The organism is Halapricum desulfuricans (assembly GCF_017094525.1).
Taxonomy (GTDB): Archaea; Halobacteriota; Halobacteria; order Halobacteriales; family Haloarculaceae; genus Halapricum; species Halapricum desulfuricans.
Window position 1 is genome coordinate 1,715,035 of the sequence record NZ_CP064788.1, and the last position, 23,864, is coordinate 1,738,898.

25 protein-coding genes, 1 tRNA gene and 1 pseudogene are annotated in these 23,864 nt (G+C 64.9%); 14 read left to right on the forward strand and 13 right to left on the reverse strand.

Annotation, left to right across the window (positions count from 1 at the left end; translation table 11 throughout):
• The first annotated feature begins 77 nt into the window (after positions 1–77).
• Positions 78–479 (forward strand): universal stress protein, encoded by a 402-nt coding sequence (locus tag HSR122_RS08840; protein ID WP_229109325.1) that lies wholly within the window; start codon positions 78–80, stop codon positions 477–479.
• Here HSR122_RS08840 and HSR122_RS08845 read toward each other — a convergent pair.
• The 3 genes from HSR122_RS08845 to HSR122_RS08855 are packed head-to-tail and all read right to left on the reverse strand — an operon-like array spanning position 463 to position 2,970.
• Positions 463–1,404, reverse strand: coding sequence for a mechanosensitive ion channel family protein (locus tag HSR122_RS08845; RefSeq protein WP_229109329.1), 942 nt, complete (start codon positions 1,402–1,404; stop codon positions 463–465). The genes HSR122_RS08840 and HSR122_RS08845 overlap by 17 nt on opposite strands.
• A 12-nt stretch (positions 1,405–1,416) precedes the next feature.
• On the reverse strand, positions 1,417–2,271 hold the full coding sequence (locus HSR122_RS08850) for a translation initiation factor eIF-2B (protein ID WP_229109338.1): 855 nt from the start codon (positions 2,269–2,271) through the stop codon (positions 1,417–1,419).
• A gap of 60 nt (positions 2,272–2,331) precedes the next feature.
• Positions 2,332–2,970: an MBL fold metallo-hydrolase gene (locus HSR122_RS08855; RefSeq protein WP_229109340.1), complete on the reverse strand. Its 639-nt coding sequence runs from the start codon at positions 2,968–2,970 to the stop codon at positions 2,332–2,334.
• 73 nt (positions 2,971–3,043) lie between these two features.
• Here HSR122_RS08855 and HSR122_RS08860 point away from each other — a divergent pair, with 73 nt between their 5' ends.
• A complete protein-coding gene (locus HSR122_RS08860) occupies positions 3,044–4,135 on the forward strand; it encodes an aminopeptidase (protein WP_229109342.1) in 1,092 nt (363 codons plus the stop codon).
• Positions 4,136–4,230: 95 nt separating this feature from the next.
• On the opposite strand, the gene HSR122_RS08865 is transcribed toward HSR122_RS08860, so the two are convergent.
• From HSR122_RS08865 to HSR122_RS08895, 7 genes are all read right to left on the reverse strand, one after another.
• Positions 4,231–5,034 carry an endonuclease III domain-containing protein gene (locus HSR122_RS08865; RefSeq protein WP_229109344.1) on the reverse strand — a complete coding sequence of 268 codons (804 nt, stop codon included), beginning with the start codon at positions 5,032–5,034 and terminating at the stop codon, positions 4,231–4,233.
• Positions 5,035–5,072: 38 nt separating this feature from the next.
• On the reverse strand, positions 5,073–5,486 hold the full coding sequence (locus HSR122_RS08870; protein ID WP_229109346.1) for a DUF371 domain-containing protein: 414 nt from the start codon (positions 5,484–5,486) through the stop codon (positions 5,073–5,075).
• Between the two features lie 55 nt (positions 5,487–5,541).
• Positions 5,542–6,675: a DUF373 family protein gene (locus HSR122_RS08875; RefSeq protein WP_229109348.1), complete on the reverse strand. Its 1,134-nt coding sequence runs from the start codon at positions 6,673–6,675 to the stop codon at positions 5,542–5,544.
• 74 nt (positions 6,676–6,749) lie between these two features.
• Positions 6,750–7,640 carry a coiled-coil protein gene (locus HSR122_RS08880; RefSeq protein WP_229109349.1) on the reverse strand — a complete coding sequence of 297 codons (891 nt, stop codon included), beginning with the start codon at positions 7,638–7,640 and terminating at the stop codon, positions 6,750–6,752.
• Between the two features lie 402 nt (positions 7,641–8,042).
• Positions 8,043–9,008, reverse strand: a complete 966-nt coding sequence (gene mvaD, locus HSR122_RS08885; protein WP_229109350.1) for a phosphomevalonate decarboxylase MvaD — start codon at positions 9,006–9,008, stop codon at positions 8,043–8,045.
• Between the two features lie 58 nt (positions 9,009–9,066).
• Positions 9,067–9,579 carry a DUF7122 family protein gene (locus HSR122_RS08890; protein ID WP_229109351.1) on the reverse strand — a complete coding sequence of 171 codons (513 nt, stop codon included), beginning with the start codon at positions 9,577–9,579 and terminating at the stop codon, positions 9,067–9,069.
• A complete protein-coding gene (locus tag HSR122_RS08895) occupies positions 9,576–10,484 on the reverse strand; it encodes an RsmB/NOP family class I SAM-dependent RNA methyltransferase (protein WP_229109352.1) in 909 nt (302 codons plus the stop codon). The genes HSR122_RS08890 and HSR122_RS08895 overlap by 4 nt, the downstream gene beginning before the upstream one ends.
• A gap of 83 nt (positions 10,485–10,567) precedes the next feature.
• Here HSR122_RS08895 and HSR122_RS08900 point away from each other — a divergent pair, with 83 nt between their 5' ends.
• Complete coding sequence (locus HSR122_RS08900) at positions 10,568–11,290, forward strand: CPBP family intramembrane glutamic endopeptidase (protein WP_229109353.1); 723 nt, start codon at positions 10,568–10,570, stop codon at positions 11,288–11,290.
• Positions 11,291–11,312: 22 nt separating this feature from the next.
• On the opposite strand, the gene HSR122_RS08905 is transcribed toward HSR122_RS08900, so the two are convergent.
• Positions 11,313–11,783 (reverse strand): carotenoid biosynthesis protein, encoded by a 471-nt coding sequence (locus HSR122_RS08905; protein ID WP_229109354.1) that lies wholly within the window; start codon positions 11,781–11,783, stop codon positions 11,313–11,315.
• Positions 11,784–11,883: 100 nt separating this feature from the next.
• Here HSR122_RS08905 and HSR122_RS08910 point away from each other — a divergent pair, with 100 nt between their 5' ends.
• Positions 11,884–12,621, forward strand: coding sequence for a proteasome assembly chaperone family protein (locus HSR122_RS08910; protein WP_229109355.1), 738 nt, complete (start codon positions 11,884–11,886; stop codon positions 12,619–12,621).
• A 24-nt stretch (positions 12,622–12,645) separates the two neighbouring features.
• Here the strand turns inward: HSR122_RS08910 and hcp are convergent, their stop codons facing one another.
• Positions 12,646–14,334 (reverse strand): hydroxylamine reductase, encoded by a 1,689-nt coding sequence (hcp, locus tag HSR122_RS08915; protein WP_229109356.1) that lies wholly within the window; start codon positions 14,332–14,334, stop codon positions 12,646–12,648.
• Positions 14,335–14,569: 235 nt separating this feature from the next.
• On the opposite strand from hcp, the gene dhaL reads away from it, so the two are divergent.
• From dhaL to HSR122_RS08960, 9 genes and pseudogenes are all read left to right on the forward strand, one after another.
• Positions 14,570–15,277, forward strand: a complete 708-nt coding sequence (gene dhaL / locus HSR122_RS08920) for a dihydroxyacetone kinase subunit DhaL (protein ID WP_229109357.1) — start codon at positions 14,570–14,572, stop codon at positions 15,275–15,277.
• 1 nt (position 15,278) lies between these two features.
• The gene (gene dhaM / locus HSR122_RS08925; protein WP_229109358.1) at positions 15,279–15,677 is read left to right on the forward strand and encodes a dihydroxyacetone kinase phosphoryl donor subunit DhaM; all 399 of its coding nucleotides are present in this window, start codon (positions 15,279–15,281) and stop codon (positions 15,675–15,677) included.
• Between the two features lie 34 nt (positions 15,678–15,711).
• The gene (gene amrS / locus HSR122_RS08930) at positions 15,712–16,806 is read left to right on the forward strand and encodes an AmmeMemoRadiSam system radical SAM enzyme (RefSeq protein WP_229109359.1); all 1,095 of its coding nucleotides are present in this window, start codon (positions 15,712–15,714) and stop codon (positions 16,804–16,806) included.
• Positions 16,807–16,830: 24 nt separating this feature from the next.
• On the forward strand, positions 16,831–18,384 hold the full coding sequence (gene amrB, locus HSR122_RS08935) for an AmmeMemoRadiSam system protein B (protein ID WP_229109360.1): 1,554 nt from the start codon (positions 16,831–16,833) through the stop codon (positions 18,382–18,384).
• Between the two features lie 56 nt (positions 18,385–18,440).
• Positions 18,441–19,880 (forward strand): hypothetical protein, encoded by a 1,440-nt coding sequence (locus HSR122_RS08940; RefSeq protein WP_229109361.1) that lies wholly within the window; start codon positions 18,441–18,443, stop codon positions 19,878–19,880.
• A 104-nt stretch (positions 19,881–19,984) separates the two neighbouring features.
• Positions 19,985–20,914 (forward strand): class I SAM-dependent methyltransferase, encoded by a 930-nt coding sequence (locus HSR122_RS08945; RefSeq protein ID WP_229109362.1) that lies wholly within the window; start codon positions 19,985–19,987, stop codon positions 20,912–20,914.
• A gap of 71 nt (positions 20,915–20,985) precedes the next feature.
• Positions 20,986–21,429 carry a PaaI family thioesterase gene (locus HSR122_RS08950; protein ID WP_229109363.1) on the forward strand — a complete coding sequence of 148 codons (444 nt, stop codon included), beginning with the start codon at positions 20,986–20,988 and terminating at the stop codon, positions 21,427–21,429.
• A gap of 86 nt (positions 21,430–21,515) precedes the next feature.
• Positions 21,516–21,590 (forward strand) — tRNA-Val (locus HSR122_RS08955).
• Between the two features lie 232 nt (positions 21,591–21,822).
• A pseudogene (locus tag HSR122_RS08960) lies at positions 21,823–22,116 on the forward strand (AAA family ATPase); the annotation flags it as partial.
• Between the two features lie 3 nt (positions 22,117–22,119).
• Here the strand turns inward: HSR122_RS08960 and HSR122_RS08965 are convergent.
• The gene (locus tag HSR122_RS08965) at positions 22,120–22,731 is read right to left on the reverse strand and encodes a hypothetical protein (RefSeq protein ID WP_229112232.1); all 612 of its coding nucleotides are present in this window, start codon (positions 22,729–22,731) and stop codon (positions 22,120–22,122) included.
• A gap of 467 nt (positions 22,732–23,198) precedes the next feature.
• On the opposite strand from HSR122_RS08965, the gene HSR122_RS08970 reads away from it, so the two are divergent.
• On the forward strand, positions 23,199–23,729 hold the full coding sequence (locus HSR122_RS08970; RefSeq protein WP_229109364.1) for a 50S ribosomal protein L16: 531 nt from the start codon (positions 23,199–23,201) through the stop codon (positions 23,727–23,729).
• Positions 23,730–23,864 lie beyond the last annotated feature (135 nt).

Sequence of the window (23,864 nt, forward strand, 5' to 3'; positions counted from 1 at the left end):
CATGCGATAAAAACACAGGCACATCCGGCACGAGGAGTATGGAAACATACAGGCATCCCGACGGCCAACAGGGGGTAATGACTCTCGTCGTCGTGCCGGTGCGGTATCCGCTTACTGAACACTCCAGGGCGACTCTCGCGAAGGCTATCAGGATCGCAAACGAGGAGGACGCAGCACTGTCGATTCTCCACGTGAACCTCTATCAGGAGAACGGGCGCGTCACCCGGACGGACCTCAAGGAAGCAGTCGAGGACGCGTTCGGCTATCTCTCGGACGCGCGATACGTCGTTCGGTCGGGGTTTCTCGTCGAAGAGACGATCCTCGACGAGATCATCGACGGGGACGCCGACGTCGTGGTGATCGGCCAGAAGCAGACGAGCAGGTGGCGAGAGATGATCCGGCGGCTGCTCGACGATCCGGACCTCGAACGGTTTCTCGACGACGAACTCGACTGTCGGATCGTCACTGTCTCCCGGTAGCCTCTCCGTCGCGCATCGAGACGGGGAGCTCGCCGCTGGTCTCGTCGAAGACGACGTGTGAGTGTGGGTACGCGATCTCGACGTCGGCGTCCTCGAGCCGGTCCCAGATCTCCGTCTGGATCTCCGATCTGACCGCCGGAAGCTTGTACGGTTCCTCGACCCAGTAGCGAAGTGTCAGACCCACGCCGTGATCGCCGTATTCCGCGATGTAACAGGTCGGGCTGGCGGGGTACCGTGTCGGCCCGATCCGGATGTTCGGCCCCCCCTTGAGGACACCGTCGACCGACCGGGCGGCGCTCTCGATCAGCCGTCGCGCCTGTGAGAGGTCGCCCTCGTAGGTGACGACGACCTCCAGCGACTGGCGGGTTCGCGTGTCCTCGGCGGAGTAATTGATGACGTCCCGATCGCGCATCGTCCCGTTTGGGACGACGACGAACGTGTTGTCCAGCGTGAACACCTTCGTGTACCGGAGCGTGATGTCCTCGACGAAGCCGCGCTGGCCAGTGTCGGCGATCTCGATCATATCGCCGATCTCGTAGGGCTGGTCGGCAAGCAGGAAGATCCCGCTGATGAAGCTGCCGACGATCGGCGCGAGGATGACACCGATCACGGCCGTGAGGACGGTAACCGTGAGCGCGATCTGGCTGAGGCGAAAGCCGTAAATCCGAAGCACCGAGAACAGCGCGATCAGGTAGATAGACGCAGTCGCGCCGCGGATCGTCATCCGGGCGAGACTGGGGCGGTCGAACCGCTGGGAGATGCGTCGGCCGAACAGTCGCACGAACAGCTGTGCGAGGACGTACGCCAGCGCGAACACGATGGCGGCCAGCAATAGCCCCCAGACGGCCGAAATCACGGTCTCGCTGACGGCGGAGATCCGCTCCTGAATCGCCGAGACGATCAGCGGGTAGACGAATCCGGACATCGATCGTATGCGTCAGTCGTACCGGCGGATGCCCTCGTCAGTGACGATCGAGTCCAGCAACTCGACGGGCGTGGCGTCGTAGTTGGGATTCTCGATGGTGAACCCCTCCGCCGGTTCGCGCATGACCTCGCTGACCGGCCGGAACTCGTTTTCGAACTGGAAACCGCCCTCCGGGATCTTCGCGCTCGCGCCGACTGCGGTGACGGGCACACCGACGTCCGCGGCAGTCGCTGTGATCGGGTACGTCCCGATACGATTGTGCAGGAACCCGTCGACGACGCTGTCCATACCGACGATCACGCGGTCGCACTCCGGCAGGAAGTGCCCGCTGGCGTTGTCGACGATCAGGTGCGTATCGATCCCCTCCAGTTCCGCGAGCGTCCGGGCGGTCTTGCGACCCAGATATCGCGGTCGGCCTTCGGTGATGTAGACCGTCAGTTCGTATCCCGCGTCCACGGCGAGTTCGAACGTGCGCAAGACGGTCGTCGAGTAGTCGTGGGTGAGCAGCGTCGAACCGTCCTCGAGCAGTTCGACGGCCCGCTCGGCAGCCGCTTGCTTGGCGGATTCGACAGTCTCGACCACCTCGTTGATCACCTCCTCGGTGAGCGCCTGCGCTTGTTCGACCGTGTCGAGATCGGCCTCCGAGACGGTCGTGATGATCTGGCGCTGGGTCTCATACAGCGACGCGTGAGACGGCTTCGCACGACGGAGCGCGCTGCTGTTGCGATCGAGGGCGCGGACGTACTCCTCGACCGTCGGGAAGTCGTCGTCGGTCAGCGACCGCAGCGCTTCGGCCGCCTTGACGGCCACGATCGAGGAGCTGTGCGTCTGCATCTCCTCGATCTCGTCGATGGTCTGGTCGATCATACACCCACAATCGGCGCTTCCGTCCAAAGGCTTTCTGATACTGTCGGATGGGTCTGCCGACTACTGGTCGAGATCTGCCAGTAGCGTCTCGATCGCCTCACTCGCGTCGTGGTGAACGTGCGAGCCGTGAGAGACGAGAAGCGTCTCGATCGAGAGGCCGTCCAGCCGACGGACGCTCTCGCGAGTGCGGGTATCGGCGTCGTTGAACCGGGCGTCGATGACCGCGAGCGGACCGCTCCAGTCGTCGTCGGCCGCGAACGCCGAGTCGCTTCCGACGACCGTGTCGCCGGCGAACAGCACGTCGTCGGCCCGGTACGCCATGTTTCCGGGTGTGTGTCCCGGCGTCGCGATCGGTTCGATCCCCCACTGACGCTCGCCGTCTCGCAGGGAAACGTCGACGTCGATGCCGGCACGGGACAGCGCGGAACGGTCGCGTGTCGGTGCGGCGACGGTGACGTCAAGTTCCGCCCGCAGTCGGGGGACGGCCCCGTAGTGATCGACGTGGGCGTGTTCGACGACGACAGCCTCGACATCGTGCTCGCGTGCGAACGCGATGACCGCCGGAGCGATAGACTCGTCGCCCCCGCCGATCATGACGGTCGTCTCCGCGGGGCGAGCGACGTGTACCGACAGCGGCTCCTCGTAGTCGCCGTAGGACCACTCGATTGCGCGCGTCCAGATTCCGGGCGCGATCTCCATACTCGGGGATCGAAACCGACGCCCAAGACCGTTTCGTCGCAGTCGTTTTGACGGCGCTGCCCGAACCGGGCGTATGGACGAACGAATCGAGGCGCACGCCGAGACGCTGGTCGACTGGAGCGCGCGGATCGAACGTGGCGACGACGTCGTGCTGGCGGTCGCAGACGGCGCACACGACCTCGCGGTCGCGACCGCTCGCGTGCTGGGCGAGCGCGGCGCGAACCTCCTGTCGCTGTATCGGTCCGACGAGATCCAGCGGGCGTATCTCCGGGCTCATGACGGGGAGTTCGACACCGACCCCGAGTACCAGCGCGCGCTGTACGAGCACGCCGACAGCGTGCTGTTTCTCGGCGGCGGTCGCAACACCGCCGCGACGGCCGACGTGCCGGGCGACCGCCTGAACGCTTACGGCCGCGCCCGCAAGGCGATCAGGGAAGCCCGGATGGACACTGACTGGGTCTCGACTGTCCACCCCACGCGGTCGCTGGCCCAGCAGGCGGGCATGAGCTTGCCCGCCTACGAGGAGTTCGTCTACGACGCCGTGCTCCGCGACTGGGAGGCGCTGGCCGCGGAGATGGCCGATCTGAAAGAAATCCTCGACGAGGGGAGTGAGGTCAGGCTCGTCGGCGAGGGGACCGATCTGACGATGTCGATCGAGGGCCGAACCGCGGTCAACAGCGCAGCCTCGGTCGCCTACGATTCGCACAACCTGCCCAGCGGCGAGGTCTTTACTGCCCCTGACTCGCCCGAGGGACACGTGACCTTCGACGTGCCGATGACGATCCGTGGCAAGCGCGTTCGGGACGTGCGCCTCACCTTCGAGGACGGCGTCGTCACCGACTACGGCGCGGCCGTCAACGCGGACGTCATCGGCGAGGTGCTCGAGACCGACGAGGGGGCGCGCCGCCTCGGGGAACTGGGCGTCGGGATGAACCGCGGGATCGATCGGCCGACCGATTCGATCCTCTTCGACGAGAAGATGGCCGAGACCGTCCACCTGGCGCTGGGACGGGCCTACGACGCCTGTCTGCCCGACGGCGAGAGCGGCAACGATAGCGCCGTCCACGTCGATCTCATCACGAACATGGATGAGGGTTCGCGGCTCGAGGTCGACGGCGAGGTGATCCAGCGCGACGGGCGGTTCCGCTGGGAAGACGGCTTTTGATACTGTCGGCTGTAACAAACTGAAGGAATTCGCCACCCCGGGTGGCGAATATCTTTAGGACCTTACAGCCGACAGGACGAGAGTGCGCGAGGAAGTCAATTTGTGGTCTCGGCGGGATCGACGACCTCGCCGCTCGCGGGCTCGACGCCGACCTGATCACAGAGATCGGCCATCGGGCAGGCCTCGGGGTCGTCCAGACACGCCGGCGTGCGCGCGGTGCAGTACTCGCGGCCGAACTGGATCATCGCGGTGTGTCCGAAGCCGCACTTCTCGCCGGGAACGTCCGCTTCGAGGTGTTCCCGGACGGTCTCGTGGTCGGCGTCGGGCGGTGCGACGCCGAGCCGGCGAGCGATCCGGTGGACGTGCGTATCGACCGGAAAGACGCCGTCCTGCCCGCCCGAGAACAGGAGCACGCAGTCGGCTGTCTTCGGCCCGACGCCGTTGTACTCCAGCAGCGAGTCGCGGACTGCGTCGGCGTCGCCCTCCCGAACGAACTCGTCGAAGGCCGCCTCGCCCCCGTAGGTATCGCGTACTCGCTCGGCGATCCTGACGATCCGCTCGGACTTCTGATTGTAGAGTCCGGCCGAGGAGATCGTTTCGGCGAGCCGCCGCTGGTCGGCCTCGGCCAGGTTTTCCACCAGATCGCCCGATCCGTAGCGTTCCATCAGACTGTCGTGGGCAGGCTGGCTGGCCTTGTCGGCGGTGTTCTGACTGAGGATCGTCCGGACCAGCGACTCGAAGGCGTCCTGACCGCCGTAGGTCTTCTGCCAGTACAACTCGCCGAGGCGATCGACGACGGCCTCGGCGCGGGTCTCCGCCTGTCCGGTCTCGAAGATCGTGGCCTGTCCGCCGCCCCCGTCGCCACCGCTGATGTTCTCGGCCGGCTCGTCGTCGGACATGCGGTCCACTGAGGCCCGGAACGGAAAAAGCGCCGCGGTCACTCGACCGACAGCGTCAGCGTCAGGTCGGCCCCGTCTGCCAGCGCGTCGATCAGGCCCCGATCGAGATCGGCAGCGGCGGCCTCGGCGTCGACCATGACCGTCCGGTCGTCGACGTACTCGCTCGTCCGGGCGACCATCGATCGTTCGTTCTCGAAGGTCAGGTCCGGGTGGCCCCGGCCCGTCACGGTCGCCTCGTTGCCGCCGACGTCGAGCGTGGCGGTGATCGTCGCGTCCGCCGACTGGCAGGCCGACACGAACCCGTCGTCGAACTCGGCGGGGACGCGGTCTGCCTCGACCGCGAGGATGCAGTCGCCCGCCGGCGTGAGGTACTCGTCGCTGGTCAACTCGAAGGTGCTCTCGTGGGTGGCCGTGACGTTCTCGTGGCCGGTCGCGTGGATCGTTTCGTCCATACGGGCCGTGATCGCTCCAGCGTTCATAGGGATTGCCTTCCGGCCCGACCGGTCGCTATTCGTTCACGGCTTCTGGCTCGTCCGCGCTCGTGGTATTCAGAGACGCCGCGAAGCGGACGCCGATCAGGCTCACGAGCACGCCGGCGACCAGATAGACGGCGAGTTCGACGCCCGGTTCGAGCGTCGTCTCGGCGATCAAAAGCGGCCCGAGATCGACGGTCGGAACAGTGACCGGGTCCATCGTTTCGCCGCGCGTGAGGAAATACGCCGTGATCCCCCGGACGACCAGCCCGACCGCGACCGCGCCGAAGGGCAGGTTCAGGAACGCGCTGTGGACTGTCTCGTCCCGGATGAACTCGTCGACGAGCCGGCCAGTGCTGGCTGCAAGCGCCGCCCCGGTCACCCACGGGATCGCGTCGTAGACGAATCGCATTCCCACCAGCAACGGTGCGTCGGTCGACATCGACGAGACGCCCAGCAGACCAGCGAAGACTCCGATCAGTCCCAGCCCGACCGCGACGACGTAGGTGACGAGCGCGACCTGCCCCGAGTACAGCGCCTGCTGGATCTGTGCCGTGGCCGTTTCCAGCAGCTCGTCGATGCCCAGCCCCTTGTAGAGCAGAAACGTGCCGAAGACGGCCGCGATCGCACCAAACGCGACGGTGACGCTCCCGACGAGCAACAGGACCGGGAAGACGATCAGCGCCGCCCCGACCGGAACGAACACCGTCTCGCGGAGCTCCTCGTCGCCGAGCAGCTGCTTGAGCAGGTAGTAGGTCGATTCGATGTCCCGGGCCTGCCGGACGACGACCCGGTCGATGGCGTCGACGGTGATCCGGCTCTCGATGATCGGTGCCAGCCGCTCGTCTTCCGCGCTGTCGACGACCACGACGGCCGATTCCGGGTCGTACGCCTCGACGAGCTGGTCGGTCTGCCGGGCGACGGCGCGGTCGATGCTCACCGGATCGCCGACGCCCGAGAGCACCGCAACGACCGCGTCGTCGCCGCTGTCTTCGAGGTCGCGAGCGACCCGTAGCGACTCCAGCAGGCAGTTCACCTGACTGTCCTCCGGGTCTTTGATACCGAAGTCGGTGACGAGCGACTCGACGGCCTCCCACCCGACGACGGGAGCCTCGGCGTCGCCCGTGACCGCACCGCCCCGATCGATGCAGACGACCAGCGTTGTCACAGGCGAGAGCAAACGTCGAGCCTATAAAAACCTTCGACACTCCGTTCACACCGCGACGACAGAATAGCGCTCGATTACAGCAGCCCCGTCTTCTGGAGCTTCATGAGATCCTCGGTTTCGAGGGTCTCGCCGTCCTTGAACTTCTGGTAGATCTCCTCGGCCTCCTCGCGGGCGGCCTCCTGTTTCTGCTCGCGCTCCTGGCGCTCTTCCTCTTCCTCTTTCTTGTCCAGCTCGCGCAGTCGCTTCTGGACGCGCACGAAGTCCTCGTGGTGCTGGTCGGCCGCTTCCTGAGCCTCGACGAACTTCTCGTGCATCTCGTCGGCCTCGTCACGGATGTCGTCGGCCTCGCGATAGGCCTCGATCATCTCGTTGTGATGTTTCTGGGCCTCGTCAGCCAGTTCCGTGACCTTCTGGTGATGGCGGGACGCCTCCGAGCGGATCTCTTCGGCCTCTTCTTTGAGCTCGTCGACGTCGTCAGTCTGCTCGAGTTTCTCCTTTCGCTCCTGGAGCTTCTCGCGCTTGGCCTCGATCTTCTCGATCAGTTCGCGCTCTTCCTCGGTCCCGAGGACTTCCGTCTGCTGTTTGAACTCCAGGTCCTCGATCTCGTCTTCGAGCTGCTCGATGCTCTTGCCCTCGTTGAGCTCGAGGTCGTTTTTCTTCTGCTCGACCTCCTCGAACAGCTCGTTGGCCTCCGCGTTGAGCTCGTTGCGCTTCTCCTTGTGTTCCTGAACCTGCTCGTTGAGCTCGTCGCGCTTCTCGCGGTGCTCCTGTGCCTCATTGACCTTCTCGCGAGTCTTCGCGTTCAGGTCGTCGCGCTCGGATGCACGTTCAGAAGCGAGTTGATTGAGTTCGTTTCGTCGATCCCGAAGTTTGCCAGCGAGCTTGATGAGCTCGCCTTTGGACTTCGTTTCGAGTTCTTCGTCTGTTACCGATACGTTCTTGGATTCGTCTATCGAGTCTGCCATGGTTTGAAACCCTCCGATGCCATTCCGCTCCCGTGTGTGACAGAGATGCCGCTAGAAACCGGCTGTCGCCTGATAATGAGGTTCCCTGTCATGTTGGGCGTCGCACGATGCTGCCGAACGCCAGGAGCGTTCTGGTACTTCCCTCTACAACTTTCCGCTATTAAAGTATTCCGGTCGAGGGGGTCATTGTTTCTCTCTCTCATGGGGGTAGACCGCAAGACGGGAATCCATCATCGTCGTTCCTGTCGTTCGGGTGACGATCGCCGAGACCGGGCGTTCATGATACAGGTGGTCACACCATTTCGGGATGTTGTCGCTGACAATATCAGGCGACCGTCGTGCCGATTTACCGGTGCGACCGCAGAATGCGGTCGACCCGGAAGGGGCGTGCAACGGTCGCTATCAGAACAGAGCCTGATCGTCTTCGAGGACCTCGGCCGGCCCGCCGACCGTCCAGTGGCGCGTTTCGATCCCGAGATCCGTGATCGTCTCGACGACTTCCTCGACGTGTTCCCCGGTCGTGTTCACGTAGACGCTCGCGCCCGTGTCCCCCGAGAAGTAGGCCTCGATGCCCTCAGATCGGAGCTGGCGGACGGCGTTGAAGATCTCGATCGTCCTCGGCTGCCAGTAGACCCACGCCGACGGCCCGGTTATCGTCGTCGCCGCCAGCGAGAGGGTATCGCGCTCGGCCAGTTCGAACGCACGCCCGAAGTCGGCCGCCCGGAGCGCGTCGCGCATCTCGTCCATCTGCTCGTGAATGTGGGCCATCCGGGCGTCGAACATGTGGCTCTCTGTCGCCTCGGCGTGTGCGGTCTCGGTCTCCTTGTAGGTCGGAACGAGCGCCGCGACGACGTGCAACTCCGCGTCGAGGTCAGTCTCGAGACGCTCAGCGCGACAGTCCTCGTCGTTCTTGCCCGAGTAGAGCACGGAGAAGCCGCCCGTGACCGCCCGCGCTGCCGACGCCGAGCCGCGACGGGCGATCGTCGAGACTTCGGGACGGGTCAACTCGAGTCCGGCGGCGTCGGCGGCGGCCATCGCCAGCGCGGCGAATCCCGACGACGACGACCCGAACCCGACGTTCGTCGGGAAGGAGTTCTCGCTCTCGACGCGGGCCGGACGGTCGATGTCCGCGAGCTCTCTGACGCGATCGAGCACCGACTCGATGCGCTCGGCTCCGCGGCCGGTGACCGTCTCGCCGTCGACGACGTACGTCTCCTCGTCGGCCTCGAAGGAGACGGTCGTCTTCGTGTGGCTGGGGGCCGTGCAGACGCTGATGCTGTCGTGATACGGGTAGCGCAACTCCGGATCGCGCATCCCGTGATACTTGACCAGCCCCTGGATCGGGTGGGCCTTCGCAGTCGCGTGCATACCCGTGGGTCCGGCCCGGCGCACTTATCGGTGCCGTCTCGACCGCGAGAAACCGGCGTTATTCGCCGCTGAAATCCCTGCGTCGACCCTTGGGGATCTGTGAACGCAACTCGCCGTGGACGTACAGCCCGACGCCGATCGGCTCGGGGCCGCCGGCGATGTCGTGGGTCACGATCAGATAGCCCCAGTCGCCGTCCCACGCCAGTCGCTGGTCCTCGCCGGCCAGGAACCGCTCGGCCGCCGCCCGGTCGAGGCGGACGACGTTCCGGTCCGCCCGGGAGCCGAACCGCTGGACGGCTTCGGTCGTCGGCTTCCAGTGTTCCTGACGCGTGCGCATGAACGACAGCCCGAGCGCCTCGATGTCGACCGGCGATTCCAGTTCGCCGGCAAACGCCCAGATCTTGCCGTTGCCCCGCTCCCAGAACGTGTACGCCTCGAAGGTTTCGGACGGCACGCCGAACCGCTCGGTCCAGAACGCCAGAATCTCCTCGCGGGTCGGTCGCCCCTCGATTTCGCGTTCGCCGTCGGTCGCCGGGAGTCGGTCGAAGCGATGGCTGACGTTCTCGCTCATCCCGTCACCTCCAGTTTCGCGACGAAGAACCCGCCCGTATCGTTGTGATGCGGGTAGATCCGCTTGGCGCGCTCGACCTGCGGATCGAAGGTCTCGCCGTCCCACTCGGTCACGCCGTCCCGGTATGCGAGCGGCAACTCGAAATTGAGGAGCCGACAGTCCTCGGCCTCGAGGACGTGATCGAGGACGCCCTCGTTCTCCTCGGGGGCGAACGTACACGTCGAGTAGACGATCGTTCCGCCCTCGCGGGTGGCCTGAATCGCACGCGTGAGGATACCCTTCTGGACGCCGGCGATCCCCTCGACGTGGCCCAGCGACCACTCCTCAAGCGTGTCGGGGTTCTTGCGGATCGTCCCCTCGCAGGAGCAGGGCACGTCAACCAGCGCCCGGTCGTACAGCTCCCCGCCGAACGGTTTCAGCGAGTGGTTGCGCGCGTCCTCGTTGGTGACGGCGACGTTCGTCACGCCCAGCCGTTCGGTGTTCGAGCGCAGCGCCGACAGCCGGCCCATGTTGTTGTCGGTCGCGACGACGAGCCCGCGATCGTCCATCAGCGCCGCCAGCTGGGTGGTCTTGCTGCCCGGCGCGGCGGTCGCGTCCCAGACTCGCTCGCCGGGCTGTGGGTCGAGCACCGTCGCCGGGACGGCCGAGACCTCCTCCTGACCGTGGATCCAGCCGTGGGAGTACGGCCAGTTCGCGCCGGGCTGGTCCTCGGGCAACCGGAAGAGCCCGGGATGCCACTCGACTGGATCGAGTTCGATGCCGGCCTCCTGCAGTCCCCGTCTCGCCCGCTCGATCGTCGTCTTGATCGTGTTGACACGGACGACAGGGGGGAGCGGTCGACGGCAGGCCGAGCGGAAGGCCTCGAAGTCGTCGACGATCGGCTCGTAGCGCGACAGCGCGTCCATCGACCGTTCATTCGAGAGGTCGGGGCTTGTGGGTTTCGAAGGATTCCGGCACCGTTATTTCACAGTCGAATCTGACGCTCGATATGGGTCGCGCAGGTCCGCCACAGAAGGGGGTCGTCAGATCGATCGGCGTCGGCGTGGGACTGACCGTACTGGGGATCGTCGGGACGTTCGCCGGGGGAATCGTCGCCGGAATCCTGCTCGTTCTCGGTGGGGGGTCGCTCCCGGAACCTGTCGCAGGCGCGTTCGTCCTCGGCGTCGTCGAGGCGACGTATCTCGTGATCGGTGTCGCGTACGTCAGCAGAACACGGATCGCGGTGCCCTGGGACCGCCCCACAGACGAGGGGCTTCGGTGGGCTGTGTGGGGGTCGCTCGCAGCTGTCGCGCTCGCAGCTGTCGTCTTTCTGGGGATCGACGCCGCCGGGCTGTCGCTGGAGACGCGACTCGAAGCGGAGACGGCCGACATCTCAGTCCTCCAGTTCCTGTCGATTCTCGCCGCGTTCGCCGTCGTCGCGGTCAGCGAGGAGTACCTGTTCCGCGGCGCCATCCAGCGACGGCTCGAACTGGGACTGGGCGAGTGGGGCGGTCTCGCGGTCGCCAGTCTCCTGTTCGGGAGTATTCACGTGTTCAACTACGACGGCGAGGCCGCGGCCCTCCTGCTGGCGGTGCTCGCGCTGTCGCTTGTGGGCGCGGTCGTGGGCTACGCCTATCAGCGGACCGAGAACCTGACCGTTCCCGTCCTGATCCACTACACCTACAACGTGACTGTCTTTCTCTTGGCGACGCTGGGGTTCCGACTGGTCTGAGGGAGAGGCTGAGTACGATCGACTACAGGAACGGGACAGTGACGGCCGCCGTGAGGAAACTGATGAACAGCCAGCCGAGGTAGTTCCACCACGGGACGCCGCGGTAGCGCGGGCCGGAGAGGTCGTCGGTGTACGTCCAGTGACCGTCGTCGACGCCCCGGTGGTCAGTCAGCACGTCGTAGGCGGTGGCAACGACAGCGGTTGCGACGACTGCTGTCCACCCGTCTGTCACGAGGAGTGCGAGCTGGAAGGCGAGATAGATGACTACCGTCCAGCCGAACAGCACATAGAGCGGGACGCCGCCGACTTTCGGATCGACGTGATGCTCGAGCCAGCCGAGAGCGACGACGAGCGTTTCGGCGACGAACGCGATCGCCGCGCCACCCCCGAACAGCGCGATCGTCGCAGCGACGGGCCACGTGACAATTGCGTGGGCAAGCCCGAGGAGACCCAGTCCAACGGTCGAGAGAGCGAAAACACGACGACTCACCATGGGAAGCGTCGGGTGAGCGAAAGCAAAAAGGATTGCTGACAGAGCAACGTACCTGTCACTCGGGCCAAACGGTATGTCGGTGCCCGACGTTGCATCACACATGGCACATATCAGCGTCCACCGCGAGGACATCGCGCTCGAGGAACCGGTGCTGGTCGAAGGGTTACCCGGGCTCGGACTCGTGGGCAAGATCGCGGCCGATCACCTCGTCGAGAGCTACGACATGGCCCACTACGCGTCCGTTCACTGTGACGGGCTTCCAGAGGTCGCCATCTACGACGCGGACGGCCACGGGGTCGAGCCGCCGGTACGGATTCACGCCGACGAGGAGCGGAACCTGCTGGTCCTGCAGAGCGATATCCCGATCTCGCCGTCGGCCGCGAAGGAGTTCGCCACCTGCGTGACGGGGTGGCTCGACGACCGGAACGCGTTCCCGCTGTACGTCTCCGGCATGCAGCGCTCGGACGAGCAGACGACGGACATTTTCGGACTCGCTGTCGCGGGCGCGGGCGAGCAACTGGAGGGGCTCGACGTCTCGACGCCTGACGAACGCGGCGTCGTCAGCGGCCCGACCGGCGCGCTCGTCTATCACGCCGAACGCGCGGGACTGGACGCGCTCGGGTTCGTCGTCGAGGCGTCGCCGCAGTTCCCGGATCCGGCGGCGGCCAGGGCCCTGCTCGATACCGTCGTCGAGCCGGTCGCGGACGTCGAAATCGAGACGGAGACGCTGGTCGAGAAGGCACAGGAGATCAGCGAGGCCAAGGAACGTCTCGCCCAGCGGATGCAACAGGCCGAAGACGAGAGTTCGCAGGCCCAGCCGGTCGGGATGTATCAGTGACGATACGCGCCAGACGACACCGCCCTACGCCGACGGCGCCGGCACGAGCGGGCTGGATTCGAGTTCTTCGAGGATCGCCTCGCGGTCGCGCTCGACGGAATCGACCGGCTTGATGTCGAACTCCTCGACGAGCAGGTCGACGACGTTCGCCGAGAGGAACGCCGGCAGCGTCGGGCCCAGACGGATTCCCTTGACGCCCTGACTGAGCAGCGCGAGCAGGACCGTCACGGCCTTCTGCTCGTACCACGCGATGTCGTAGGCGATCGGCAGGTCGTTGACGTCCTCGACGTCAAGCGCCGCCTGCAGTTCCATCGCGATCTTCAAAAGCGAGTACGAGTCGTTGCACTGGCCGGCGTCGAGCACGCGCGGGATCCCACCGATGTTACCCAGATCGAGCTTGTTGTAGCGGTACTTCGCACAGCCGGCAGTGAGGATGATCACGTCCTCGGGCAGGGACTCGGCCATCTCGGTGTAGTAGTCCCGATCGGGGTGGCGGCCGTCACAGCCGCCCATGACGACGAACCCGCGGATGTCGCCGGCCTGGATGGCCTCGATGATATCGTCGGCCCGCTCGAGGACGGCGTTGTGCGCGAACCCGTTGGGAACCGTTCCGGATTCGATCTCCTCGGGCGGTTCGGTCTCCTTGGCGTGTTCGATGAGCGCCGAGAAGTCCTTGGGCTCGCCGTCCGTGCGGTCATCGACGTGGGGCAGGCCGGGGAACCGGACGACACCGGTCGTGTAGGTCCGACCGGCGTAGGAGTCGTTTGGCGGGACCAGGCAGTTGGTCGTCATCAGCACGGGGCCGTTGAACGCCTCGAACTCCTCGTGTTGCTGCCACCAGGCGTTGCCGTAGTTGCCGACGAAGTGGTCGTACTCCTCGAAGGCAGGGTAGGCGTGTGCGGGCAGCATCTCGCCGTGCGTGTAGACGTCGACGCCCTCGCCTTCGGTCTGCTCGAGCAGTTCTTCGAGGTCTTTCAGGTCGTGGCCGCTGACCAGGATCCCCGGCCGATCGCGGGTACCGATATCGACTTCGGTCGGTTCGGGATGGCCGTAGGTGCTGGTGTGTGCGGAATCGAGCGTCTCCATGACCTCGACGCCGACCTCGCCGCACTCGAGCACCAGCCCGACCAGATCGTCGACATCCAGTTCGTCTTCGAGTGTCGCGGCGAGTCCACGCTGGACGAACTCGAAGACCTCGTCTCTCTGTTCGCCCAGCACGTAGGCGTGGTCGGCGTAGGCGGCGATGCCCTTAATCCCGTAGGTCAGCAACTCCCGGAGCGACTGGACGTCCTCGCTTTCGGTCGTCTGGACGCCGACTTCGGGGGCCTTCCGGTAGAAGGCCGCGCTGTCGTCCGCCTCCCAGGTCGCGGCGTCCGGCAACGCCTCGTCGGCAATCGGGCCGACCTCGCGCTCGTAGCGCTCGCGGAGGTCTCGGCGGAGTTCGAACCCCTCGCGGATCTGCCCTTCGAACCACTCGGGGTCGAAGTTGACGTTCGTGATCGTCGAGAACAGCCCCTCGACGACGAACACGCGGACGTCCTCGTCGACGATGCCTTCCGTGCGGGCCCGCTCGGCCAGATACGCGAGTCCTTTCAGCTCCCAGACGAACAGATCCTGGATGTTCGACGTCTCGGCGTCCTTCCCGCAGACGCCGGTTTCCGTACACGCCTCGTTGTCGACCGTCTCCTGACACTGATCACAGTACATACTCATGGGGAATCACCCGATGCGAGGACACGCGGTCCGGCCAGCGTGCCGAATCGATCTCGTGTCCCCGGCATACCTGATCCGATGGCCGCCATCCACACGTATCTCTTCCCGAACTTGTTCGGATACCGATATTTCTTCCCGGTCGTTCGTTATAGATGTCCCGAATAGTCAATCAAAATGATATTGGTTTCGATATATCGCCGGAACAGTTTACTCGGCGTGGGTTCATTTAGTTCGCATGGACGAGACAAGACAGCGAGAGGCACTGCTCGAGGCGATCGAGAACATCGCGGATCGGATCGACGAGGAGCGGGAGTATCTGACGGAACTGGACTCCGCGATCGGCGACGCCGACCACGGCGCGAACCTGAACCGCGGGTTCAAGGCCGTCATGGAGAAGCTCGAGGCGATGGACGACGACGCAGACGTCCAGGAGATTGCGAAGACGGTCGGAATGACACTCGTCTCGGAGGTCGGCGGCGCGGCGGGCCCGCTGTACGGTGGCTCGGCCATGACTGCGAGCACCGAACTCGAAGACGGGATCACGACCGAGTCGTCGGTCGCGTTCGCCGAGGCGTTCCTCGAGAAGTTGCAGGACCGCGGGGACGCTCGCGTCGGTGACAAGACGATGGTCGATGCGATCACGCCGGCGGTTCACACCTACAAGAAGTCCATCGAGCAGGACGACCTGCCGCCGCTGGAGGCGCTGGCGAAGGCCGTCGACGCTGCCGAGCGCGGCGTCGAGTTCACGGTCCCGATCAGAGCGAGCAAGGGCCGGGCGTCGTTCCTGGGCTGGCGTTCGACCGGGCATCAGGACCCCGGTGCGACCAGCACACTGTTCATGCTCGAGGAGATCCTGGCAGTCGCCGAACAGTATCTGGAGGGCGACACCGACGTCGACGCGGCGTCGCCGACGATCCCGGACGAAGAACCCGAGGAGGAGTGAGATGATCGGACTACTGATCGTCTCTCACAGCGGGCAGGCCGCCGCCGGAATCAGGGAGATCGCCATGGAGATGGGCGGCGACGAGGAGACCATCGCCGCGGTCGGCGGCGACCCGGACGGCGGGATCGGCACGTCGATCGACGAGATCCAGGCGGCGCTTTCGGATCTGCTAGAGGCGACCGACGGCGTCGTCGTGCTGGTCGACCTCGGCAGTGCGGTGATGAACGCCGAGACGGCCATCGAGATGGTCGAGGCCGACACCGACGCCGAGATCGAGATCGCCGACGCGCCGATCGTCGAGGGGGCGCTCAACGCCGCGGCCAGCGCGACCAGCCCGAAAGCGACAGTCGAATCCGTCCGGGAATCGGCCGAAGAGGCCCGGGACATCTCGAAACTGTAGGCGTTTTCACCGCGTGGGAGTCCGGGCGCCGTTCATGACGCCCGCGCCCTTACTTCGGGACGAGCAGAGTATGACCGGCGAGCAACTCCCGCCGCGGGAGACGGAGCACTACGAGACGGTCGAGGCCGACACCGTCCGGTGTCTGATCTGCCCGCGAACCTGTGAGATTCCGGCGGGCGAACGCGGCGTCTGTGGCGTCCGGGAGAACCGTGACGGTCGCCTGTACCTGACGACCTACGGGCGGGCGGTCTCGACGTCGATCGACCCGATCGAGAAGAAGCCGCTCTTTCACGTCGCGCCCGGAGCCGACGTGCTCTCGGTCGCCACGAAAGGGTGCAACCTGCGGTGTGACTTCTGTCAGAACTACCGAATCGCCATCGAGTACGAGGGCGTCACCGAGCACGAGCGCCCGCCCGAAGAGCTGGCCGGTCGGATCGAGGCCGGCGACGCCGACGGGATGGCCTACACCTACACCGAGCCGACGATCTTCATGGAGTACGCGCTGGACACCATGCGCGCGTCGCCGGACGACGCCCTGCAGGTGTTCGTCTCGAACGGCTACATGCGCCCCGAGACCGTCGACACGCTCGCGCCACACCTCGACGCGATCAATATCGACATCAAAGGCGACCGGGAGTTCTACCGGAAACACACCGGCATCCCCGACCCCGAGCCGATATTCGAGACCGTCGAACGGTTCGCCGAGAGAGACGTCCACCTCGAGGTGACGAACCTCGTCATTCCCGGTGAAAACGACGACGAGGCAAGCCTTCGCGACCGGATGGAGTGGATCGCCGACGCGGTCGGGACCGAAACACCGGTCCACGTCTCGCGGTTCCATCCCGACTACAAACTCACTGACGTTCCGCCGACGCCGATCGAAACGATCGAGCGGGCGACGGAGATCGCCGGCGAAGCCGGTCTGGAATACGTCTACAGCGGGAACGTCCCTGGCCACGAGAGCGAGTCGACCTATTGCCCTGACTGCGGTCGACTGTTGATCGAGCGCGAGGGGTTCGCCGTCCGGGGTATCGACCTCGAAGACGGTGCCTGTCCGAACTGCAGTCGGGAGATCCCGATCCACGGAACGCCTCGTGGCCCGTCGAGCGGTCGCCGTCGTGTGCTCTGATCGATTCCCGGAGGATAACGATCCATGGCACGAACGAACGAAGTTCCCGCGCAACTCGACCACGACGCGGGTCGGACGCTGGTATCGCGCGCCAGGCAGACCGTCGAAGCGGCCGCCCGAAGCGACGGCGAGCCGACGCCTTCGGGTGGCGAACCGGCTGATCGTCTCCAGATCGTCAGAGGCGTGTTCGTCACGATCAAGCGCGGCGAGCAGTTGCGCGGCTGTATCGGACGGCCCGATCCGGACGAACCGCTCGCCGAGACTGTCGTCGACGCCGCGATCGACGCCGCGCTGCACGACCCTCGCGTCGAACCGGTCGGGCCCGACGAACTCGACGACGTGACGGTCTCCGTATCGGTGCTCTCGAAGCCCGAACCGCTCCCGGCGTCAGACCCGTCGAACTACCCCCAGTACGTCGACGTCGGCAGACACGGGTTGATCGCCGAACGCGACTCGGCCCGGGGGTTGCTCCTGCCGCAGGTCGCCGTCGACAACGACTGGCGTGCCGAGCGATTCCTCGAGGCGACCTGCCAGAAAGCGAGGCTTCCGGGCCGTGCCTGGCGCGAGGACGGGGTCGAAATCAGGCGGTTCTCCGGCCGGGTGTTCACCGAGGCACAGCCGGGAGGAACGGTGATCGAGCGCCCGCTCGGGCGACCATCCGGGGCGGGCAAAGAGTCCACAGGCGACGGTGGAGGGCTGAACTCGGACGGACCCGGGGAGCCACGGACGGACGGCGGAGGTGTCAGAACGCCGGCAGTCGCCGGGGGGTTCTACGCCGGCGACGCTGACGGACTCGAGGAGCAACTCCGGGAGTCGTTCACCCACGAGGTCGGGCCGGGCTCGCTGGCCGAGCACGACGCCGACCCGCGACGGCCGCTCGGACTGATCGTGCCACACGCGGGGTATCCCTACTCCGGACCTGTCGCCGCGCACGCCTACGCGACGCTCGCGCGCTCCGACACGCCCGAAACAGTCGTCGTCTTCGGGCCGAACCATCGACGCGTCGGGGAGAGCGTCGCCGTCGCGCCTCACGACCGCTGGCGGACGCCGCTCGGGGACGTCCCGGTCGATCGAGAACTTGCCGAGACTGTCGTCGACCGCCACGGGGCCGCGACGTTCGATCCGGTCGCCCACGAGGGCGAACACTCGATCGAGGTGCAGGTACCGTTCCTCCAGCACGTCCTCCCGGAAGTGTCGATCCTGCCGATCTGTCTCGGCACGCTCGATCACGACCGGGCCGAGCGACTCGGAACGGCGGTGGCGGACGCCGTCGATCGAACCGGGCGGAGCGCCGTCGTCGTGGGCTCGACCGATCTGACCCACTACCAGCCCCACGAGGCGGCAGTTGAGGCGGACCGACCCGTCCGCGAGGCGATCGAACGACTGGACTCCGACACGATCGCCAGCCTGTCGGCGGAGGGTCACTCGATGTGTGGACCCTGGTCGACAGTCGCGACGGTGAGTGCCGCGCGCGAACTCGGCAGCGAGTCCGGGGACATCCTCGCGTACGCGACCAGCGCCGACACGGCGGGGTCGCCGGACCGCGTCGTCGGCTACTGTGCGGCGGCGATTCGGTAACGAGACCGGTCCAGCCGCCAGCCAAACTATTTGTCCCCGGACCGGAAAGTTGCGATATGGACGAGTCCGACCTCTCTTCGGACCTGCGGGATCGGCTCGACGACCGCAGGGCCGAGCGCTCCAAGGGGACGCTCGCGCTGAGCGAGCAGGAGGGATACGTCGGCGACGAACTGACTCTTCTGGGTCGGAACTTCCCCGAAAACGAACAGTACGATATCGTCTGGCACACCAGCGACGGGAAGTGGGGCGTCATCGAGGCCAACAGGGTCGTCGGGCCACAGTACAGTCCGCGAACCGAAGCCGTCGCGACAGTTCGGACCGACGGATCCGGGTGTTTCGAGGAGACGTGGACGGTCCCGGAGGACTACGGTGGGTCACACAAGATCACTGTCGAGAACGACGGCGGCGTCGCAGCCAGAGCCGAATACGAGGTCAGGCCGTGGTTCGAACTCGACCGGACGGCGGCACCGATGGGCGAGTCGTTCGTCCTCAGGGGGTACGGGATCGGCCCGTCGCTGGACTCCAACAACTTCCAGGTCGCCTGGGACAACCAGTTCGTCGGGTTCATCACGGGCGTCATCAACCGCGGGACTGCGACGGCACGGATCCGGGCTGTCGGCCCGCCTGGCGAGCACGTCGTGCAGGTCTGGCGAAACTACCGCGGCGTGCCGTTCGTCGCGAACAACACCCAGTCGCCGCTGGGCCCGGTCGGCGGCGACCGGCCGAACGCCTGGACGGTCGAAGTGACCGAACCGGACGATCCGCCGCCGACGATGTGGGTCGACGAACTGTTGGAGGAGCAGCCCTTCGAGGTCCACTATCCCGACCTCGACGCCGATACCGAAGCGGAGCTCGACGTGACTCCGCAGTGTGGCCCGGCCGGAACGCAAGCGGTCATCACGGGGCGGAACTTCCCGCCGAACGCGTCAGTCGACCTGCAGTGGTATCAGCACGTCGGCGACGGGATCCGAGGACTGGAGGTCACGCCGACGGTCCGCCCCGGCGTCTTGCCGACCGTGGCCGCCGACGCGGACGGCCGGTTCCAGGTCGAGTTCGAGGTCCCGCCGGCTGAGGGGTCGACTCGGCCGATCCTCGCGGAAGTCGACGGCCAGTCGGTCGCAGCGACCGGCTTCATGATGCAGCCCTCCATCGAGACGTTCGAACCCACCAGCGGACCGGTCGGGACCGAAATCGAGATCGAACTCTCGGGGATCGGGTGGACGGCCTACGAGAGCGCGCCCTTCTTCGTCTACGACAACGCCCCGCTGGGCTACGCCTGCGGCACGAGCGAGGACCTGCGCAGCCCGACCGTCAGGACGGTGCTGCAGGCGACGGGCGAACCCGGCTATCACTTCATCGAGGTCTACCCCTCGATCTTCGAGATGGAAGACGACGAACCCGAGTTCGAGATCCGTCCCCACCTCTCGTATCTCGACAACCACCCCGTGCGCCCGCTCCCGGCCTGTCACATGGTCTTCGAGGTGACTGGGGAATGAACGTCGAGCGTCTCCAAGCCAGCACACCGCAAGCACCAGCGTGACCGCACCGCAAATCGATCCGGCGCCCCAATCTTTTTTGTCAGCCCACCTGAACGACGGCCATGGGTTCGGATTCCATCTACGACAGACACCACGAGGTGTTCTTGCTGTGGGCATGTCGCGAGACAGGTGTGTTCGACGCGCTTTTCGCGGGGTACGGTCGACCCGACGCGGTCGCGGAGCACGCGGGGATCACCGATCGGGCGAGCGGGATCGTCCTCGACGCGCTGGCCGATTCGGGATACGTCCGGGAGACGAAAGACGGCTACGAGCCGACCGATGAGTTAAGGGGGTTCGATCCCGGGACGCCGCCGGTCGAGCGCGGTATCCTGCCCCATCGCGTCGACTCGCTGGAAAATTACATCCGGCTCCCGGAGACGATGCGGACGGGCGAATCGCCGGAGCCGACCGAGGAGGGGTTCAAAAACTACATGGGTGCGATGGCCTCGATCCCGGACGGGACGCTGCGGGCGATCGTCACGGCTGCCGAGCACGCCCATCCGCGACCCGAGCGCGTGCTCGACGTCGGCGGCGGGCCGGGTCGGTTCAGTGCCGAGTTCGCCCGTCGCGGGGCCGCGGTGACGCTACTCGACCAGCCCGAGGTGCTGGACCTGCTCGCGGATCACCATGCGGACCTCGATGTCGACGTCGTCGAGGGTGACGCCCGCCAGTCGCTGCCGGCGGGGTTCGATCTCGTGTTCAGCGCCCGCATGACGGTGTCGCTGTCGTTGCCGGGCATCCGCGAGTACGTCGGGAACGTCTTCGAGGCGCTCGAACCCGGCGGGACGTTCGCCGCCGCGGAGTGGGTGCGGGGTCGGGCTGACGTCGCCGGGCGATTCGGCGTGCACATGCTCAGCATGTCCGACGTCGGCAACACCTACACCGAAGACGCGTACCGTTCGGCGCTCGAGTCCGCGGGCTTTACCGATCCGGAGATCCGGGAAGTCCCGGACACCCGCTTTCAGCTGGTCGTCGGGCGGAAACCTGGATAGTTGATCGGTGACTGCCCTCGTCGGCTGCTTCGATCCGAGCCTACAAACGCCTCGGGGACCCAGAGACCACCATGACCGAGTTCACGGACGACGTCAGGGACCTGATTCAGTACCATATCGAGGAGGAGCACGGCTATCTCTCGTGGCTCGGGGTCTCGGTCGAGGAGTTCACCCGCGATACCGTCACGATGTCCGTCCCGTACGACGAGAAACTCACGAACACGACCAGTCCGCCGACAATGCACGGCGGGATCGCTGCGACGCTGGCGGACACGGCCGGCGGGGTCGCGCTCCGACCGTCGCTGTCCGATCCCGTGGGCGGCGGGGTCGCGACGATCAACCTCAACGTCAACTATCTCCAGCGCGCGTCTGGCGATCTCACGGCGCGTGCAGAGGTGGTCCGGGCGGGCAACAGCGTCGGCGTCTCGGAGGTCTACGTCGAATCGGAGACGCCCGACGGGGCTGTCGAGCCGGTCGCCGTCGTGACGGGTGCCTACCGGCTGTTTCAGGACTAGATTCGCGTGCAGACCTCAACGCGTTCGTTCCAGTGGCTATCGAAAAGCAATTCTTAAGTCGGCCACTCCGGTAACCAGTAGTGCGCGGGTCGGTGATCTAGTCCGGTTATGATACCTCCTTCACACGGAGGAAGTCGGCGGTTCAAATCCGCCCCGACCCATAAGTCTTCTAAACGGCCGTGAAGGAGCCTGAAACGACGCCTTCTTGCGTTTCAGGGTCACAGCCGGGATTTGAACCCATCCGCTCGACGTCGGCGTTGCGTTGATTCGTGTGGCCTTTCGCTTCGACGATTACGATCACCCCCTCATAGTGACCGTTGTACCGATTTACAGGTGCGACCGCACGACGTCGTGCGGTCGATCCGGAAGGGACGTACAACAGTCACTAGCAAGAAGAACACTCGGACGCATATTCTCTCCCCGACGGCCGTCCTCTACAACGAGCCCGAATTCCTCCTTCGCACGGAGTTACGGAACCCCGCGCGGTACATGACTATCCTCAAGGCGATCGCAACCGGGCACACGACGCCCAACGCGATCTCTGGGGCGACCAGTATCGATTCGGGGCCGCTGTCGAAGTACCTCCAGACCCTCCGGCGGCTGCGGTTGATCGACCGCGAGGTGCCCGTGACGGCGTCGACAAAGCAGTCCAAGCGGTCGCGGTATGGGTTGTTAATTTGGTTTCTGCTGCTACGTCTCGGGGACAGATATCGATTTGATGAGGTCCATTTGCATCTCCATTTTCCGCTTTTTATAGTCTACATCCACTATTTGTATTTCTCCGATATCCTCAGGCCGAAATACAATTTCGATATCTTCAAAATAGAAATCGCCGATAACCACGTCAGCACCGAACTCAAGTTTGGATGGTTTAGTGTCGTCGAGAATTGTCTGTTTTGAAATAACACCCATCGCGTCCTGCTGTCCCACTACGAAGAAGTCGGCCAGTACGTCTGGATTTATCTGATTCCTCTCACCGAGATTATTAATTAGCCGCAAATTTGGATCTCGGGGGTCCTGCCGGACATTGGTAAACAGGGCGTCCTGTTCGTATTTGAACTCGATATCCAATCCCAGCGCCGTGTCAACAAAATCCCTCCCCTTGTCGTCAACCCACTGCAGCCGGCCATCACTGTACACTTCCAAGCACCGTTCGATAATGTCGGACTTATCGAAGCGGTCTTTTCTGCCGTTCAACTGGTCGCCGACAGACTGTACTAGGGTGGCATAACGCCGCTTATCGATCGACTCAGCCAACTCGGCTGCGTACTGTTCTTCGGTGGGTATATCTGAGTATGTCATACAATTTTCTTACCAACAGATCATCTTCATAGTTCTGATCACTATTCGTCTGTAGTTTGCTGGCACTCCACCCGTGACGGCCGAGTGAGTCCTCAACCTGTGAGTGGTTGCGGATTTTCGCTCGGTAGGGGCGGTGGACATCCAGCACTTGAACATCTGTATAATATCTTACATCCTATTCTTTTGTAAATGAGATATTTGGTAGCGGTGGAATATATGGCCCTGTCGGAGTCGGTGAAAGGTGGCGCTGAGTGACGGCGCGTATCCACGGCCCGCAGGCAGTGGTATTGCGCCTGTTCAGCCCATAATGACCGTTGTACCGATTTACCGGTTCGATGACGCAGTCGTGCGGTCGATCCGGAAGGGACGTACAACGGTCACTACGTCCGTGTGATAGTGGATCATACCGTCGTCGGCGTTCGAAGCCCTTATCCCGACGCTGGGCCACGTATCCGCCAAGAGTACTTATGTCGGACAAACCAGCCTCGATGTACCGGGACATCGACAAGCCCGCCTATACGCGACGCGAGTACATCACGGGCATCCCCGGCTCGAAGATCGCACAGCACCAGATGGGCGACAAGAACACCGAACCGGAAGACTACCCCGTCCAGATCAGCCTCGTCGTCGAAGAGGAAGTCCAGCTGCGCCACGGCGCGCTCGAGGCCGCTCGCCTGTCGGCCAACCGCCATCTCATCAAGGAACTCGGCGAAAACAACTACAAGATGATCCTCCGGAAGTTCCCCCACCAGGTCATCCGCGAAAACAAGCAGGCGACCGGGGCCGGGGCTGACCGTGTCTCCGACGGGATGCGTCAGGCTTTCGGGAAGATCGTCGGTACCGCCGCCCGGATCCAGAAGGGCGAGCGCCTGTTCACGGCCTACTGTGACGTCGAGCAGGCCGACGCCGTCAAGGAAGCCTACCGCCGTGCCTACAACAAGATCACCCCGCCGTGTCGCATCAAGGTCGAACGGGGCGAAGAGCTGCTGATCGCTTGACCTCCTCCACACGACTGAAGTCGTGGGCTTTCGTCTCGTTACCGCTGTAACCGGTGTGGGTCGGCACGACGCCGTGCCGAAATGCCTGCGGCAACGTACGACGATCACCAGTAGTAGCACTTCCAGCGCTGTGCA